This is a genomic window from Litchfieldella rifensis (assembly GCF_042646605.1).
In the GTDB taxonomy this organism is placed as follows: Bacteria; Pseudomonadota; Gammaproteobacteria; order Pseudomonadales; family Halomonadaceae; genus Litchfieldella; species Litchfieldella rifensis.
Window position 1 is genome coordinate 196408 of sequence record NZ_JBHRUG010000017.1, and the last position, 17010, is coordinate 213417.

Annotated in this window: 13 protein-coding genes; 9 read left to right on the forward strand and 4 right to left on the reverse strand. The window is 63.1% G+C overall.

The features are described from left to right. Positions 1–7: 7 nt before the first annotated feature. The 6 genes from ACFOEV_RS08000 to ACFOEV_RS08025 all read left to right on the forward strand — a co-directional run bounded on the left by ACFOEV_RS08000 (position 8) and on the right by ACFOEV_RS08025 (position 6568). The gene (locus ACFOEV_RS08000) at positions 8–931 is read left to right on the forward strand and encodes an ABC transporter permease (RefSeq protein WP_386772636.1); all 924 of its coding nucleotides are present in this window, start codon (positions 8–10) and stop codon (positions 929–931) included. Next, positions 928–1725 carry an ABC transporter permease gene (locus ACFOEV_RS08005; RefSeq protein ID WP_386772638.1) on the forward strand — a complete coding sequence of 266 codons (798 nt, stop codon included), beginning with the start codon at positions 928–930 and terminating at the stop codon, positions 1723–1725. The genes ACFOEV_RS08000 and ACFOEV_RS08005 overlap by 4 nt, the downstream gene beginning before the upstream one ends. A gap of 42 nt (positions 1726–1767) precedes the next feature. Further along, complete coding sequence (locus ACFOEV_RS08010) at positions 1768–2832, forward strand: ABC transporter substrate-binding protein (protein WP_386772640.1); 1065 nt, start codon at positions 1768–1770, stop codon at positions 2830–2832. 85 nt (positions 2833–2917) lie between these two features. Continuing rightward, complete coding sequence (locus ACFOEV_RS08015; protein WP_386772642.1) at positions 2918–4285, forward strand: glutamine synthetase family protein; 1368 nt, start codon at positions 2918–2920, stop codon at positions 4283–4285. Positions 4286–4438: 153 nt separating this feature from the next. Further along, positions 4439–5731, forward strand: a complete 1293-nt coding sequence (locus ACFOEV_RS08020) for an NAD(P)/FAD-dependent oxidoreductase (protein ID WP_386772644.1) — start codon at positions 4439–4441, stop codon at positions 5729–5731. A gap of 270 nt (positions 5732–6001) precedes the next feature. Further along, complete coding sequence (locus ACFOEV_RS08025; RefSeq protein WP_386772646.1) at positions 6002–6568, forward strand: glycine zipper 2TM domain-containing protein; 567 nt, start codon at positions 6002–6004, stop codon at positions 6566–6568. Between the two features lie 42 nt (positions 6569–6610). On the opposite strand, the gene ACFOEV_RS08030 is transcribed toward ACFOEV_RS08025, so the two are convergent. The 3 genes from ACFOEV_RS08030 to ACFOEV_RS08040 all read right to left on the reverse strand — a co-directional run bounded on the left by ACFOEV_RS08030 (position 6611) and on the right by ACFOEV_RS08040 (position 12396). After that, on the reverse strand, positions 6611–9178 hold the full coding sequence (locus ACFOEV_RS08030; RefSeq protein WP_386772648.1) for a GcvT family protein: 2568 nt from the start codon (positions 9176–9178) through the stop codon (positions 6611–6613). A 185-nt stretch (positions 9179–9363) separates the two neighbouring features. Then, the gene (locus ACFOEV_RS08035; protein WP_386772650.1) at positions 9364–10848 is read right to left on the reverse strand and encodes a Na+/H+ antiporter NhaC family protein; all 1485 of its coding nucleotides are present in this window, start codon (positions 10846–10848) and stop codon (positions 9364–9366) included. 171 nt (positions 10849–11019) lie between these two features. Further along, positions 11020–12396, reverse strand: a complete 1377-nt coding sequence (locus ACFOEV_RS08040) for a glutamine synthetase family protein (RefSeq protein ID WP_386772651.1) — start codon at positions 12394–12396, stop codon at positions 11020–11022. A 258-nt stretch (positions 12397–12654) separates the two neighbouring features. On the opposite strand from ACFOEV_RS08040, the gene ACFOEV_RS08045 reads away from it, so the two are divergent. From ACFOEV_RS08045 to ACFOEV_RS08055, 3 genes are read left to right on the forward strand one after another with little or no spacing between them, the layout of a single operon-like run. Beyond that, entirely contained in the window at positions 12655–13437 is a 783-nt protein-coding gene (locus ACFOEV_RS08045; protein ID WP_386772653.1) for a gamma-glutamyl-gamma-aminobutyrate hydrolase family protein, read from the forward strand. A gap of 29 nt (positions 13438–13466) precedes the next feature. Further along, entirely contained in the window at positions 13467–14846 is a 1380-nt protein-coding gene (locus ACFOEV_RS08050) for an aspartate aminotransferase family protein (protein WP_386772655.1), read from the forward strand. Beyond that, a complete protein-coding gene (locus tag ACFOEV_RS08055) occupies positions 14843–16354 on the forward strand; it encodes an aldehyde dehydrogenase (RefSeq protein ID WP_386772657.1) in 1512 nt (503 codons plus the stop codon). Before ACFOEV_RS08050 ends, ACFOEV_RS08055 begins: the two co-directional genes overlap by 4 nt. A 72-nt stretch (positions 16355–16426) precedes the next feature. Here ACFOEV_RS08055 and ACFOEV_RS08060 read toward each other — a convergent pair whose 3' ends face one another. Next, a complete protein-coding gene (locus ACFOEV_RS08060; RefSeq protein WP_386772659.1) occupies positions 16427–16978 on the reverse strand; it encodes a cupin domain-containing protein in 552 nt (183 codons plus the stop codon). Between the last annotated feature and the right edge of the window lie 32 nt (positions 16979–17010).

Sequence of the window (17010 nt, forward strand, 5' to 3'; positions counted from 1 at the left end):
GATTGTCATGGCCTATACCAATGGGATACCCAGTGCGCGCAGCCGTGCGGTGGTCCGCGAGTCCCGGCACCTGCTGTCCACGGTGGCGCCCGGAGCTCTCTGGATCATCGTCTTCCTGGTACTGCCCAGTGCCTATCTGATAAGTGTGGCCTTCATGACCACCGGGCCCTATGGCCTTCCCGAAATGCCGCTATCGTTCGAGTCCTTCAAGCGTTTGGCCGGCTTCGGTTTTCTCGGTTGGAGCCCCGGTAACCTTTTCACCCTGTTGCGTTCCCTGTGGCAGACACTGGTGTCGACGGTGCTGGTGGTGATCATCGCCTACCCCATCGCCTACTACATCAGCACCTGTCGCGAGAAGTGGCGGCCGATCATGCTGCTGGTGGTGGTGGTGCCGTCATGGACCAACCAGGTGATCCGCACCTTCGGCTGGATGAACCTGCTCGCACCGGGGACCCCGCTGGCCGACCTGGCGGAGGGAGTGGGCCTGATCGCCCCCAATATGGGGCTCTACCCCTCCAATTTTGCGGTGACCCTGGGGCTGGTCTACAACTTCCTGCCCTTCATGGTGCTGCCGTTGTATGCCGCCTTCGAGAAGCTCGATACCGCTCAGGTGCAGGCTGCCCAGGATCTGTACGCGTCGCCGGCAAGGGCCTTCTGGCATGCGGTTTTCCCTCAGACATTGCCGGGTCTGCTGGCCGGCATCGTGCTGGTGGCGATCCCAGCCTTCGGCATGTACGTGATTCCCGAGCTGTTGGGCGGCGGTAAGGGCATGATGCTGGGCAACCTGGTCGCCAACCAGTTCGCCGGTAGTGCCAACTGGCCGCTGGGCGCCGCCGGCGCCATCCTGATGCTGATCGCCACGTTCGTTGGCTTGTTTGCCATGCGGCGCATCGGCAAGCGGCTGGGTGGCGGTGAGGAGGTGGTGATATGAGAAAACGCTCCCTACAGCGTGGCCTGAGTGCCTTCTGGTGGCTGACTCTGGTGTTTCTCTACTTGCCACTCCTGGTCGTGGTGGTCTTTTCCTTCAACGCCGCCAACAGTGCCGCCACTTTTACCGGTGTCTCGCTGCGCTGGTATCGGCGCTTGCTCGGCAACGAGGAGATCCTCTCGGCCTTCGCCAATACCATGATCCTGGCCATCGCGTCTTCGGTGATCGCGCTGGTGGTCGGCTGCCTGATCGGCTATGGCATGTATCGGCACCGTCATCGCAAGCTGGGATGGCTGATCGTGCTGATCTATCTGCCTATCGTGCTCCCGGATATCGTCTTCGGCATCTCCGAGATGGCGTTCTTCGTGCAGGTCCACCGTCTGACCGGTGTGCTGCAGCCCGGGATCGTGACCATGATCATTGCCCATGTGACATTTCAGATTCCGTTCGTGGCGCTGATCGTCTATTCACGCTTCGTGGGTCTGGACCCCACGCTGTTCGAGGCGGCCAAGGATCTCTATGCCTCGCCACTGCAGCGGGCGCTGCACTTCTTGTTGCCAACCATCAAGCCTGCGTTGATCTCGGCCTTCTTCCTTTCCTTCACTTTGTCGATCGACGATTTCGTCATCAGCTTCTTCACCGCAGGACCCGAGAGTACGACGTTGCCGATCTACATCTGGGGGGCTATCAGGAAGGGGGTATCACCGGAAATCAACGCCATTGCCACGCTGATCATCGGTGCGGTGGCCATTGCCGCCACGCTGAGTCTGCTGTTCAGTCGTCGTCGGCCACACTAGCCCGACGGACATATCCCGAAGGGGAACGGAGGAGAGCGAACCATGAAAACAATCAAGACGAGCCTGGCAGTGACCCTGGGCGGTCTGCTGCTGGCGGGATCGGCCCAAGCCCAGGAGAACAAGCTGTACCTGTTCAACTGGACGGAGTACATGGACCCGGAAATCATCACCGCCTTCGAGGAGGAGTACAATGTCGAGGTGGTACAGAACTACTTCAACTCGCTGCCGGAAATGTTCGCCAAGCTCAATGCGGGGGGCGTTTCCCAGTACGACATCATCGTGCCCTCCAACTACTACATCCCACGCTTGATAGAGACAGGGCTGGTCCAACGGCTCGACAAGTCGAAGCTCTCCAACCTCGATAACGTCAAGGAGCAGTTCCGCAATCCGAGCTATGATCCCGGCAGCGAGTACAGCGCGCCCTACCAGTGGGGCACCACTGGCATCGTCTACAATGCCGAGACCTTCCCCGAGGCGCCCAAGAGCTGGTCACTGCTGTTCGATCCCGAGGTCAACCCAAGCCATCCCTTCGCCTTGATGGGCGACGGGCAGGTGAGCATCGGGGCGGCCTGTGCCTATCTGGGGCATGGCTACGATTGTACCGATACGGAGGCCTGGCGCGAGGCGGCCAGGCTGTTGATCGACACCAAGGGGCGCGACAACTTCAGCGGCTTCGTGGATGGCACTCCGTCGTTGCAGCAACTCGCGCGTGGCGTGACCCATGTCGCCTTGAGCTACAACGGCGATTACCTGTTTTTCAAGGATGAAGATCCGCAAACCTTTGCCACCCTCGACTACATGATTCCCGATGAGGGTGCCGAGATGTGGGTCGATGCCATGCTGATCCCGTCCGAGGCGCCGAACCCTGATATGGCGCACAAGTTCATCGACTTCATCCTCGATGCCGAGGTCGGTGCTCAGCTCTCCAACTACAACTATTATGCCAGTCCCAATGCCGCGGCCGAGCCTCACCTCGACGCCGTGCTGACCGAGCCGCCGGTACAACCCAGTGACGAGGACATGGAACGTCTGCACTTCACCCCCAGCCTGTCTGGCGAGCAACTGCAAACCTTCCAGCAGCTGTGGTCCGAAGTGCAGGCCCGCTGAGCGCCTGCCCCCGGCAAGCCGGGGGGTAGAGGCACGGCGCCGCCATACGCGGTGTCGTGCCATGCCGCCTACCAAGGAAATCTGTATGAGCAATCGTCAAGACGACCCGGCACTGAACGACTGGTTCAAGACGCACGGGATTACCGAAGTGGAATGCCTAGTCTCGGATCTGACCGGCATTCTCAAGGGCAAGATCATGCCCGCCAACAAATACCTCAATGGCGGTCGGCCGCGACTGCCCGACTCGATCTTCATCCAGACCGTGACGGGGGGCTACCCGGACGACGAGGACATTCGCTTCTGGAATCCTGCCGAGCGCGATATGGAGCTGGTGCCGGATCCGCGGGCGGTCTACCCGGTGCCCTGGGCGGAAGATCCCACGGCACAGATCATCCATGACTGCTATTACCTGACCGGCGAGCCGGTGGAGCTGTCACCGCGCCACGTTCTCAAGCGCGTGCTTGATTTGTATGAGGCACGTGGTTGGCAGGCGGTGGTGGCGCCCGAAGTGGAGTTCTACCTGGTCAAGACCAATACCGATTCCGATTACCCGCTGGAGCCGCCCATCGGGCGCAGCGGGCGGCAGGAAAGCAGCCGTCAATCGTTTTCGATCGATGCCGTCAACGAGTTCGACCCGTTGTTCGAGGAGATGTACGACTATTGCGAGGCCATGGATCTCGATCTGGATACCCTGATCCACGAGGAGGGCGCCGGCCAGATGGAGGTCAACTTTCAGCACGGCGATCCGTTGATGCTGGCCGACCAGGTGGTGATGTTCAAGCGCACCCTGCGCGAGACCGCCCTGCGCCATGGCATGTACGCGACGTTCATGGCCAAGCCGATGGCCAACGAGCCCGGCAGCTCCATGCATATTCATCAGAGCCTGCTGGACATCGAGAGCGGGCGTAACCTGTTCGCCGGTGACGACGATCAGCCGAGCCGTCTGTTCCACCATTTCCTGGGCGGTCTGCAGCAGTACCTTCCTGCGGCGATGCTGTTCTTCGCGCCCAACGTCAATTCGTATCGGCGGCTCATGCGTGGTGAGAGTAGTGGGTCGGCACCGGTCAATGTGGAGTGGGGGCTCGATAACCGCACCGTGGGACTGCGGGTGCCGGTATCGTCACCGGAAGGCACCCGGGTCGAGAATCGCCTCGCTGGCGCCGATGCCAACCCCTACCTGGTGATGGCGGCGTCGCTCGCCTGTGGCTATCTGGGCATGCTCAGTCAAATCGAGCCGCGCCCCCCGATGGTCGGTTCGGCGTGGTCCGGCGGCGACAAACTGCCCGATGACATCGGCCCCGCCCTGAACAGGTTGCACGATTGCAAGCCGCTGGCCGACCTGCTGGGCGAGCGTTTCACCAATAGCTACCTGGCGGTCAAGCGCGCCGAGCACAAGGCCTATTTCCAGGTCATCAGTTCCTGGGAGCGTGAGCACTTGCTGCTGCGGGTCTGATGCCGCTCAGCGCGTCCGGCCCGAACGGCGACCGTGTTCCACGGTCGCCTTTTTGTTGGTTAATATAATGCACCTTTGTGTTGAATGATTTGCCTTTTTTGCCGTAAAATCATTGAATATATGTTGAATAAAATAAACATTCATGAGGGCTTTATGAGCGCAAATTCACCCACTCGGCACGTGGCGTCCTACTACGCGGCTTCGGCCAACCCGAGCCCGCAGCGCCCGTCGCTGAGCGGTGAGGTCGTCTGCGACGTCTGCGTCGTGGGCGCCGGCTTCACCGGCATTTCCTCGGCGCTGCATCTCGCCGAAAAGGGCCTCAAGGTGGTGGTGCTGGAGGCCGCTCGAGTCGGTTTCGGCGCCTCGGGACGCAATGGCGGCCAGATCGTCAACAGCTACAGCCGCGACATGGATGTCATCGAAGCGAAATACGGCGAGCAGACGGCACGGGCGCTGGGTGACATGGCCTTCGAAGGCAATCGCATCATCCGCGAACGCGTGGCTCGCTACGATATCGCCTGCGATCTCAAGGATGGCAACCTCTTTGCCGCCTGCAATGCCAGGCAGATGCAGAGCCTGGTCGAGCACAAGGCATTGTGGGAGCGTTACGGCAACGACCAGCTGGAGCTGCTGGAGGGGCCGGAGTATCGGCGTGAGGTCGGCTCGGATCGCTATGTGGGAGCCCTGGTCGATCACTCCGGCGGCCACCTGCACCCGCTCAACCTGGTGCTCGGCGAGGCAGCGGCCTTCGAGTCGCTGGGAGGGATCATCTACGAGCAGTCACCGGTGGTCGAACTCATCCATGGCGAGCCGGTCAGGCTGCGTACGCGACAAGGCGCGGTATGTGCCGATCGGGTCGTGCTGGCCGGCAATGCCTATATGCACAAGCTGATCCCGCAGCTCGAGGGCAAGGCCATGCCTTGCGGTACCCAAATCGTCACCACCGAACCGCTGGAGGAGTCGTTGGCGAAAGCGTTGCTGCCGGGCGATATGGCGGTCGAAGACTGCAACTACCTGCTCGACTACTTCCGGCTCTCCGCGGATCGCCGCCTCATCTATGGCGGGGGGGTCAACTATGGTGGCCAGGATCCCGCGAACATCGAGGGTGTGGTCCGTCCCAAGCTGGAAACCACCTTCCCCCAACTCGAGGGGGTGCGGATCGACTACGCGTGGAGCGGTAACTTCCTGCTCACGCTCAACCGCCTGCCGCAGTTCGGCGTTCTCAACCGGAATGTCTATTATGCGCAGGGCTATTCCGGGCATGGCGTGACCTGTAGCCACCTGGCCGGTCGCCTGATCGCCGAGATCATGTGCGGGCGAGCCGAGCGTTTCGATGCCTTTGCCGGCCTGCCGCACCTGCCGTTTCCCGGCGGGCGACTGTTGCGTGTGCCGTTTTCGGCAGTGGGAGCATGGTACTACCGGGTGCGCGATGCGCTGGGGGTATGAACGGCATCGTCTTGATTCGGCGACACCGATTCGCAAATATGAAAACACTGTTCAATAACTTCGGCCCGGCCTTGGAGCCCGGGCTGCAGCGTATATACTTCATGCAACTCTCATCGTGAGTGCGCTGGTGCAGGAGGCACCATGCATTCACAACCCCGCCCTCATCGTCTGGAGTCGACGCTTCCCGAACGGGGCGCAGCGGCATGTTGCATGACGTGCCAGGCTCGCTGCCCAGGTCAGTGATGTCGTGATGTACCAAGGAGGCGAGCGATGAACAAGTCAATCATGATCGGCAGTACCCTGGCGGTACTGGGCTTGGGTGGCCTGGCGGTAGGCGCCTATCAGGTGCAGACTTTCAGCCAGCCGCCGGAGCCGGTGTATGCGGACATCTTGAGTGTTGACGCAGCCACCCGCAGCGTCGAGACGCCGCGAGAAGTCTGTGAGGACGTGGTGGTCAGCCAACGGGCCCCCAGCCGTGACCCCAATCGTATCGTGGGCACGGCGGCGGGCGCCATCGTCGGCGGTCTGCTCGGCAACCAGATCGGTGGTGGCAGTGGCAAGAAGATTGCCACCGTGGCCGGTGCCGTGGGCGGTGGCTTCGCTGGCCGCGAGGTGCAGGAGCGTATCGAGGCCGGGCAAACGACCACCACCACGCAGCGTCAGTGCCATACCGTGGTCGACACCCGTGAGGAACACTTGGGCTACGATGTCGAATATCGCTACGAGGGCCAGGTCTACAGCGTGCGTCTCGACGAGGCCCCACAGGGCAGCCGCGTCTTGATGCAGGATGATGAGCCGCAGTGGCATGGCGCGGATGCCACCGCGACCCAGGGCTGATAGCGAACCGGCCGACCGCTCCAGCGGGGCGGTCGGGGCGAGCTAGCTCTTGGGACGCTGGTTGTCGGGATCGTACAGGGCACGATACCCGACGGCCTCGACGCGCAGCGGATAGTGCTCACCGAAGTACTCCATGAGAAGTGTGCTGCCTTCCCGGGCATATTCGACCGGCAGGTAGCCCAGGGCGATGATTTTGCCCACCGAGGGACCGTAAGCGGTGCTGGTCACATAGGAGCGGCGCCCCAGAGCATCCACCAGCACCTCACCACTGTCCGGGTCGAGGATCGGGGCGTAACCCACCGGATAGCGGGGCACGCCTTGGGCGTCCCGGTTCTCCTGCAGGGTCATGGTACACAGATAGGCCGGCTGGTGCTCACGCTCGCGCTGCGTCAGGTAAGCGGCTCGGCCATGGAAGTCTGCCGGTTTGACCTTGGGCCTGGCGAGCCCTGCCTCATAGAGGTTGTACTCGGTGAGCAGGTCCACGTTCTGCAGTCGCAGGCTTTTCTCCAGGCGGCGGCTGTTGGCATAGGTCTCGATGCCCACCGGCGTCACACCCTTCTCGTAGAGGAGGTCCCACAGGGAGAGCCCGTAGCTGAACGGGGTGTACAGTTCCCAGCCCTGTTCACCCACATAGGAGATGCGGAAGGCCCAGATCGGTAGCCCCTGCACGCGAATCTCGCGGGCCGTGGCGAAGGGGAAGCGCTCGTTGTCCAGTGCCTGTGGATCGTCGGCGACCGCTTGAAGCGTACGTCGGGCATTGGGCCCCCACAGCCCCAACGTGGCCAGGGTGTCGGTGCGGTCTTCGATGTGTACCCGTATCAATCCCTTGTCCTCGGCCATGCGGGTTATCCATACGTAGTCGCGATGACCGGTGTCACCCCCACAGATCACCCGGAAGGTATCCGTCGCGAGGCGAACCACGGTCAGGTCGGAATGCACGCCGCCAAGGGCGTCGAGGAAATGCGTATACACGCCCTTGCCGAGCGGTTGATCGCCACCTACGCGAGCTACCGAGAGGTACTCCAGCAGTGCCTCGGCATCCGGTCCGGAAACATCGAAGATGGCGAAGTGGGAAAGGTTGATCATACCCACGTCTTCGCTCAGCGCGAGGTGCTCGGCGTTGGAGACCCGCCAGAAGTGGCGAGCGTCCCACTCGTTGGGGCGTTCGGGAACCTGCTCGGCGTAGCGCTCGAGCAGCGACTCATTGGCCGCATAGCCGTGGGCGCGCTCCCAACCCGCCGCCTCCATGAAGTAGCCGCCGAGCTCTTTCTCTCTTGACCAGAAGGGGCCGCGTCGCAGGTTGCGGCCGGATTCGAAGGGCTCGCGGGGATGGACGGGCGGGTCGTAGATTTTCTTGGCGATCTCGAAACAGCGCCCATACACGTAGTGCGGTGTCTTCTGCACCGGGTAGAAGCGCGCGATGTCGATGCCATAGGGGTCGAGTTCCGGGCTGCCCTTGGTGATCCAGTCGGCCAGTACCTTGCCCATTCCCGGGCCATCCTTGACCCAGACCGCTTCGCAGAACCACAGGCCGCGGGTTTCCGGCGATTCGCCGACCAGGGCGCCGCCGTCGTTGGTAACCGACAGCAGGCCGTTGAACGAGTGCTTCTCGTCCCAACCCAACTCGCCGAGCATGGGGGTGAGCTCCACTGCACGCGTGAAGGGGTGCATGACCTGGTCGAGTTCCAGGTCCCGCATGGAAGGCGACAGGCGCGCCTGGTCACGTTCGAGGATGTCGGCAGGAGGCACCAGGCGCGGTGCGGTGGTCTCATAGTAGCCCCACTCGAGTTGTCCACCTTCGGTGGTGGTGGGGTCGCCCGTGTCGCGCATGTACGCGGAGTTTCCCTGGTCACGCAGCAAAGGATAGCCGATGTCCTCACCGGTGCCGGCGAAGACATCGAAGGGGCCAAAGAACAACAGGGGATGCTCCACCGGCATCAGTGGCAGGGACGCGCCGCCCATGGCCGCTGGAATGGGGCCCCAGATCCCCGAGGTCACGATCACCACCGCGGTTTCGATATAACCCTTGCTCGTTTCCACACCGCGGACCCGGCCGTCGTGGATGTCGATGTCCAGTGCCGGTGTGTCGGCGAAGGTCTTGAGTCGCCCGGAGGCCTTCGCTTGTTCGACCAGTTCCCCTGCGACCTGTTGTGAGCGGGGCACCACCAGGCCGGCGTCGGGATCCCACATCGCGCCCTGGATCAACTCCCGCTGCACCAGCGGGAAACGCTCGACGACCTCATCGGGGCCGATGAGCCGGACATTGGTACCGAACGCCTTGCCTGAGGCGACCTTGCGCTTGAGCTCCTCCATACGCTCATCGTCGCCCACCCGTGCCACCTCGATACCGCCGATGCGTCGATAGTGGCCTAGCCGTTCGTAGAAATGCCGGCTGTAAGTGGTGGTGTAGCACGACATCTTGTCGTGGGACGTCATGTAGCAGAAGTCGGAGGCATGAGAGGTGGAGCCGATATCCGAGGGAATCGCGGACTTGTCGAGACCCACGAGGTTGTCCCACCCCTGGTCGATCAGGTGATGAGCCACCGAGGCGCCGACGATGCCGCCCTGGCCGATGATTACCGCGCTTGCGTGCTTAGGTAGTGTCGCCATGGCTGCTCTCCTGTGGTGACCCGCCCGCTACCCCGTCATTCTCTTGTCAACGTAATGCACGCGAAGCCCGTTTGCTGTCCAATGACGACCCCGACTTGTGTCACTGCGACAGGGGGGAGGATCGATGCGGATACACGCGCCCCGGCCATCCGGCCGGGGCGCGCGTATCCGGTCTTCCTCGCCGCTCAGGCCATGGCATACCCCAGCCCCACGAAGCCGGTGGCGGTGATCAGGGCACCGATCAAGGCATAGGGGAACTGGGTGAGGCCGTGCTGCATGGGCAGGCAGCCGCTGCCTTGGGAGGAGAGCACCGAGGAGTCGGAGAAGAAGCAGGCATGGCTGCCGAAGCTCGAGGCGGAGAGCAGCGCGCCTACCACCAGCGGCATCGGTGCGCCCATGTGCTGGGCGATGGGCACCACGATGGGGATCGAGATCACGAACACGCCCCAGGACGAGCCGGTGGCGAACACGACCACGGCCATGGTGACGAAGACGATGGCCGGCAGCAGGGCGACCGTGAGGTACGGCGACAGGGCATCGATCATGAATTGTGTCATGCCCAGCTGGTCGTTGATCTCGCGCAGCACGAAGCCCACGGCGACGATGGCCAGTGGCAGCATCATGGTGCGAAAGCCATCCATGATGGCGTCCATCAGTGCGTTGAAGCTGGCCAGGCGCTGGATCAGGTAGAGTGCCAGGGTAAACAGGGTGGCAACGATCACGCCCTTGAGCAGGTCGATCTCGAAGTAGGCGCTGGCGCCGATCAGTACCGCCATCGGTGCCAGGAAATTGAACACGCCAAGCCAGGGGCCGCCGCGCGGTACATCGTCGTCGGCGAGTGGCTGGTCGGGGGCACCGTCGGGAATCGGTTGGCCGGCACGAGCGCGTTCTTCGGCCGTCTTCATCGGTCCCAGGTCGGGCATCTTGCCGAGCGCTACCAGCAGCACCAGTGTCATGGCGACCCAGCCATAGAGCATGAAGGGAATCGACTGGAGGTATAGCTGCATGCCGGGCCCCTCGGTGGCACCGTTGGTCTCCAGCAGTTCGGCGAAATACACCGCCCAGGTGGATAGCGGCACCAGGATACAGATCGGTGCCGCCGTGGAGTCGACGATATAGGCCAGTTTCTCGCGCGATACGCCGAAGCGATCGGTGAGGCGCTTCATGGCCGCCGAGGTGGCCAGGGCATTGAGGTAATCGTCGATAAAGATCAAGACGCCGAGCAGGGCGGTGCTCAGCAGCGATTGCCGGCGTGTCTTCACCAGGCGCGTCATGAAGTGGCTGAAGCTCAGGGTGCACCCGGACTTCTCGAGCATGGCGATAAAGCCACCCATCAGTCCACAGACCAGGATCAGCCAGGCGATGGTCTCATCCATCATGACCGTCAGGGAGATGTCGGCCAGTTCGCCGATATAGTCGTCGGGCTGCAGCAGGATCAGCCCGGCCAGCGCGCCGATAGCCAGGGCCTCGAGGGTGCGGTGGGTGGCGATCGCCACGATCAGAACCAGCGCCGAGGGCATCAGGCTGATCCAGCCATAGTCGCTACCCGGTTGGTGATAAAGCGTCAGACCCACCACGACGGTGAGAATGGCGGCGCCCAGCAGCACGGCGCGGCGCGAGCCGCGCTTGCCAGGCAGGGAGGGGGCGAAGGGATGCGAGGTGGAGTTCATGCCACACCTCCCGCCAGCGGTGCGCGAGCGTCGGGAGATGGCAAGACGGTAGCGGGGATTGTGGTTGTCATCGAGTCTCACCCTTGTTTTTGTTGAACGTCGAATGGCGGCAAGCCTCCGGCCTGCCAGTAGAGCGGCCGGTTGTCTCAGCGGGTCGGGTGTTGCCTAAGGCTATACGTGGCGCAGATACCAGTCGTATTCCAGCTTGCTCACCGCCTGCATGGCCTGGGCGCGTTCGGCACGACGATTGGCCACGAACACGCGCAGGAAGTCCTGGCCCAGGGCCTCGGTCAGCACTTCGCAGGACGCCAGCAGATCCAGTGCCTGCTGCCAGCTATTGGTCAGGCTGGGCTTGCATTGCTGGTAAGCGTTCCCGCTCATCGCTGGCGGTGGCGTCAGGCGGTGCGTCAGGCCGTGGTCGATGGCGGCCAGCAAGCCGGCGAGCAACAGATAGGGATTGGCGTCGGCGCCGGCGACGCGGTGTTCGATGCGTCGCGCGTCATTGGCGCCGGAAGGGATGCGCAGGGCGACGGTGCGATTGTCGAAGCCCCAGGTCGGTGCCATCGGGACATAGAGGCCGGGCTGGAAACGCCGGAACGAATTGAGATTGGGGGCAAACAATGCCATCGAGGCCGGCATCAACTCCAGCAGTCCGGCAACGGCCTGCTGCAGGGCGGGCGAGCCGAGTGGCGCTTCGTTGGCGGCGGCGAAGATGTTGTGCCCCCGGGCATCGAGTACGCTGATGTGGACGTGGGTGCCGTTGCCGGCCTCGTTGCCATAGGGCTTGGCCATGAAGGTCGCTTCGAAGCCGTGAGCCAGTGCCACGCCCTTGATCAGCCGCTTGAGCAGCACCGCACTGTCACAGGCTGCCAAGGCATCGTCGCAATGGACCAGGTTGATTTCGAACTGCCCGGGCGCGCACTCCTTGAGCGCGGTATCCAGCGGCAGTCCCTGGGTCAGGGCCGCGCTGTGGATGTCCTCGAGAAAGTCGGCATATTCGTCGAGCTCGTTGATCGAATAGAGCTGGCTCTGGGACGCCCGCTCGCCGCTCAACGGAGAGCAGGGTGGCTGTACCATGCCCAAGGCGTCTCGGTGACGGTCGAGGAGATAGAATTCCAGCTCCACCGCGACCACCGGCCTCAGCCCGGCTTCGCGAAAGCGCTGCAGCACCCGGGACAGCACCTGGCGCGGGTCGGCGAAAAAAGGCGAGCCATCTTCCTCGACCATGGTCATCAGCAACTGTGCCTGACGACCCTGGCGCAGCCAGGGGCTCGGCATCAGGGTCCCGGGGATCGGGTGACAGACGCGGTCGCCATCCCCGGTGGTCAGCCCCAGGCCGGTTTCCTCGATGGTGTTGCCGTTGATGTCCAGGGCGAACAGCGAGGCCGGCAGGTTGATCCCGTCGCGGTAGGCCTTCTCCAGGTTGCTGCGCGGGATGCGCTTGCCGCGCAGCACGCCGTTGAGGTCGCTGATCAACAGGTCGATGCTGTGGATGTCGGGATATTGCTCGAGAAAGGTACGCGCTTCGTCGGCGGCTGAGGACGACATGGTGTCACCTATGGGTCATGATCGTTGACGATGACTGTTATCTTTCAATCGACAGATGTTGTTGTCAAATCTTTTACGCTTTTGCGCTGTAAGTCATCCATCGTCATGTTCGGAGTTTCGGATTTTATCCATTTAAAATCAATTATTTGACTTATTTTTTCGCTGTATGGGAAAGTCCTGGCTTGGCAAGTTAAATCAACGGATGTATGTTGAGTAAACCCTAACAACATTGATCTCGGTCGTTTCAAGGAGTCCGTCATGCAGACCCGACCCCTGGTGGGAGTGATCGCCTGTCGCCGTGAGGTGGAGGGGCATTCGGCGCACATGGTCACCGACAAGTACTTGAGTGCCCTGCGTGACTATGGCCTCGAGCCGGTCATGCTGCCGGTCTGGGAGGATGTCGAGACGGGGGCCTGCTCGGCCGTGTTGTCGCGTCTCGACGGCCTGCTGCTTACCGGCAGCTATACCAATGTCTCTCCCGAGCGCTACGGTGCCGAACGTGCCCCCGAGAATACACGCGATGACCGCCACCGTGATGCGGCGGCCTTCGCCTGGATTCCCGCGGCCCTGGACCTGGCCTTGCCGCTGTTGGGGGTCTGCCGGGGCTTCCAGGAGCTGAACGTGGCATTCGGTGGCAGCCTGTACCAGGCCGTGCAAGCCGTACCCGGCATGCTCGATCATCGCGAGCCGCCGGGTGACAAGCAGGCCCGGTACGCACCAAGCCATGAGTTGGAGATTCTGCCGGGCGGCGTGCTGTCGCGGTTGCATGCTGAACGGTATTCGCGCGTCAACTCCCTGCACCAACAGGGCATCGAGCAGTTGGGGCCGGGGCTCGTCGTTGAAGCGGTGGCACCGGATGGGCTGGTCGAGGCGATTTCCGTGGCCGATGCCGCGGGGTTTGCCCTGGCCGTGCAGTGGCATCCCGAGTGGCAGCCGCGCGAGCACCCGTTATATGACGCCCTGTTCCAGGGGTTTTCCCGGGCCTGTCGTGACTATCTTACCGCCCGTGCCCCGGCATACGCCGCGCCCGCCAGTGCCTGAGCCCACCTTTTTCCTGCCGGAGTTCTGCCATGAACCTGCATGACCTTCAGGCGCTGGATCGCGCCCATCATCTGCATCCCTTCACCGATTTCAAGGCGCTTGGCGAGGAGGGTAGCCGTATCATTACCCGTGCCGAGGGCGTCTATATTCATGACAGTGAGGGCAATGGCATCCTCGACGGAATGGCCGGGCTGTGGTGCGTCAATCTCGGCTACGGTCGCGAGGAGTTGGTGGCCGCCGCGACACGGCAGCTTCGCGAGTTGCCTTATTACAACAACTTCTTCAAGACCACCCACCCCCCGGCCGTGAGACTGGCCGAGAAGCTTTGTCAGTTGGCTCCCGAGCATGTCAATCACGTGTTCTTCACCGGCTCGGGCTCCGAGGCCAACGATACCGTGCTGCGCATGGTGCGTCGCTACTGGGCGCTCAAGGGCAAGCCCGAGAAGCAGTGGATCATTTCGCGCGAGAACGCCTACCACGGGTCTACCGTGGCCGGCATGAGCCTGGGCGGCATGGCCCCCATGCATGCTCAGGGCGGCCCATTGGTGCCCGGCATCAGCCATGTACGACAGCCCTACTGGTTCGGCGAGGGGCGTGACCAGTCGCCGAAAGCGTTTGGTCGGGCCTGCGCCGCGGCCATCGAGGCGCGTATCCTCGAACTCGGCGAGGACAACGTGGCGGCGTTCATTGCCGAGCCGGTGCAGGGGGCCGGCGGCGCCATCATGCCACCGGCGAGCTATTGGCCGGCGGTCAAGGAGGTACTGGCAAAATATGACATGCTGCTGGTGGTCGATGAGGTGATCTGCGGCTTCGGGCGACTCGGTGAGTGGTTCGGCAGTCAGTACTACGACCTCGAACCGGACCTGATGCCCATCGCCAAGGGGCTGTCATCGGGCTATCTGCCGATTGGCGGGGTGCTCCTCGGCGATCGGGTGGCCGAAACCCTGATCGAGGAGGGCGGCGAGTTCTTTCATGGCTTCACCTACTCCGGCCATCCGGCCTGTGCCGCCGTGGCCCTGAAGAATCTCGAGATCATGCAGGCCGAAGGCGTGGTCGAACGGGTACGCGACGACCTGGGGCCCTACCTGGCCGAGCGTTGGGGCGAACTCACCGAGCATCCCCTCGTTGGCGAGGCACGCTCGCTCGGGTTGATGGGGGCGCTGGAACTGGTCGCCGACAAAGCCAGCGGGAGACGCTTCGACAAGCGCTTGGCTGCCGGCAACCTGTGCCGCGATCTGTGCTTCGCCAGTGGCCTGGTGATGCGCTCGGTAGGCGACACCATGATCATCGCCCCGCCGCTGGTGATCACCCGCGAACAGATCGACGAGTTGGTCGCGCTGGCCCGGCGAGCCCTCGATGAGACCGCCACGCGTCTGGCCGAAATTCAGCAACAGGAGGAACCCGCATGACTGCGCAGCATTCCCTTCCCCGAAGCCATGCCGACTGGCGTGCCATGGCCGAATCGCAGTCCTTCGAGACGCGCGCCTTCATCAACGATGCCTTCGTCGATGCCGTGAGTGGCGGCACCTTCGAAACCGTCAATCCGGCCACCGGCAAGGTGCTGGCACAGGTGGCGAGCTGCGAGGCCGCCGATGCCGAAGTCGCCGTGCGTCACGCCAGGGACGCCTTCCGCCGCGGCGACTGGGCGCGTATCGCACCGTCGCAACGCAAGAAGCTGCTGCTGCGGCTGGCCGATCTAATGGAAAGCCATAAGCACGAGCTGGCGCTGCTCGATACCCTCGACATGGGCAAGCCGGTCACCAGTTCGCTGGGCGACATGGCCGGCGCCATCGCCTGCCTCCGCTACAATGCCGAGTCGATCGACAAGGTCTATGGCGAGGTGGCGCCCACTGGCGAGGAGAGTCTGGGCCTGGTATTGCGCGAGCCGCTGGGTGTGGTGGTATCGATCGTGCCGTGGAATTTCCCGCTGATGATGACTGCCTGGAAGATCGCCCCGGCGTTGGCCGCCGGCAACAGCGTGATCCTCAAGCCATCGGAGAAGTCGCCGCTGTCCGCCTTGCGTCTGGCACAACTGGCCAAGGAGGCCGGACTCCCGCGCGGTGTGTTTCAGGTGTTGCCCGGCTTCGGCCATACCGTGGGCAAGGCGCTGGCGCTGTCGATGGACGTCAATTGTCTGTCCTTCACCGGCTCGACCCAGGTCGGCAAGCAGTTGATGCAGTACGCCGGGCAGTCGAACCTCAAGCGGGTCTACCTGGAGTGCGGTGGCAAGAGCCCGAACATCATCTTCGCCGACTGCAAGGACCTCGATGCCGTGGCCGAGAACGCCGCCGCGGCGATCTTTCACAACCAGGGTGAGGTGTGCATCGCCGGCTCGCGGTTGTTGGTGGAAAACGCGATCCGCGAGGACTTCATCGAACGGGTGCTCAAGGCCGCCGAGGACATGCAGCCCGGCGATCCGCTCGATCCCGATAGCTTCATGGGGGCCATCGTCGACCAGACCCAGTACCAGCGGATTCTCGATTACATCCGTCAGGGGGTGGAAGAGGGGGCGCACCTGCGTGCCGGCGGCGAGGCGGTCAACGGCGAAGAAGGGGGGCTGTTCATCGCACCCACCATATTCGATGGCGTGACCCCGCAGATGACCATTGGCCGCGAGGAGATCTTCGGGCCGGTGCTGTCGGTGTTCGGCTTCAACAGCGAGGATGAGGCCGTCGCCATGGCCAACGACAGCCAGTACGGCCTGGCGGCCGGGCTATGGAGCCAGGACATCGACCGCATCATGCGCGTGGCGCGGCGGCTGGAGTCCGGCCAAGTCTACGTCAACAACTGGGCCGGTGGCGACATGACGGTGCCCTTCGGTGGCGTCAAGCAGTCGGGCAACGGTCGCGACAAGTCGATGCACTCATTGGCCGAGTACTCCGAACTCAAGACGGTGTGGATGTCGTTGTCGCCCTGAAGGCCCGGCCTGGATAACCCCGGGAGAAAAGCGTCCCGGCCCTGCTGGCCGGGACGCGCGGTGGCAAAGCTGTCAGAAGGTCTTCGCCGGGGTGCAGCAACTGACCAGGCGGCAGGCGGTCCTGCCGGGGTTGCGGAAGCGGTGCGGGACGTTGGTATCGAAGTAGTAGGCCTCGCCGGGGCCCAGCACGCGACTTTCGGCGCCGATAGTGATCTCGATTTCGCCTTCCAGAATGACCCCCGCTTCCTCACCCTGATGGGCGATCATTTCGCGGCCGGTATCGCTGCCGGCGGGGTAGGTCTCGATCATGAACGACAACGCCCGTGACGCCCGGTTGGCGCCCACCAGCTTATAGATGACGTCACCGCTGCCTATATCGGCCAGTTCGTCAGCGGCATAGAACACCTGGTTGCGGCTTTGCAGGTCCATGGTGAAGAAGTCACCGACACTGATGGGGATGGCGTCGAGGATCTTCTTCAACGAGCTGACCGAAGGGCTGACCTTGCCCTGCTCGATCAGCGACAGGCTGGAATGGGTCACGCCGCAGCGCTTGGCCAGCTCGCGCTGGGAAATGCCGCGCAGGGTACGCAGGGCGCGCAGTCGCCCACCCACATCATCCGACATGGCGGTGTCCTTGCTGGTTGGCCGGTACCGAC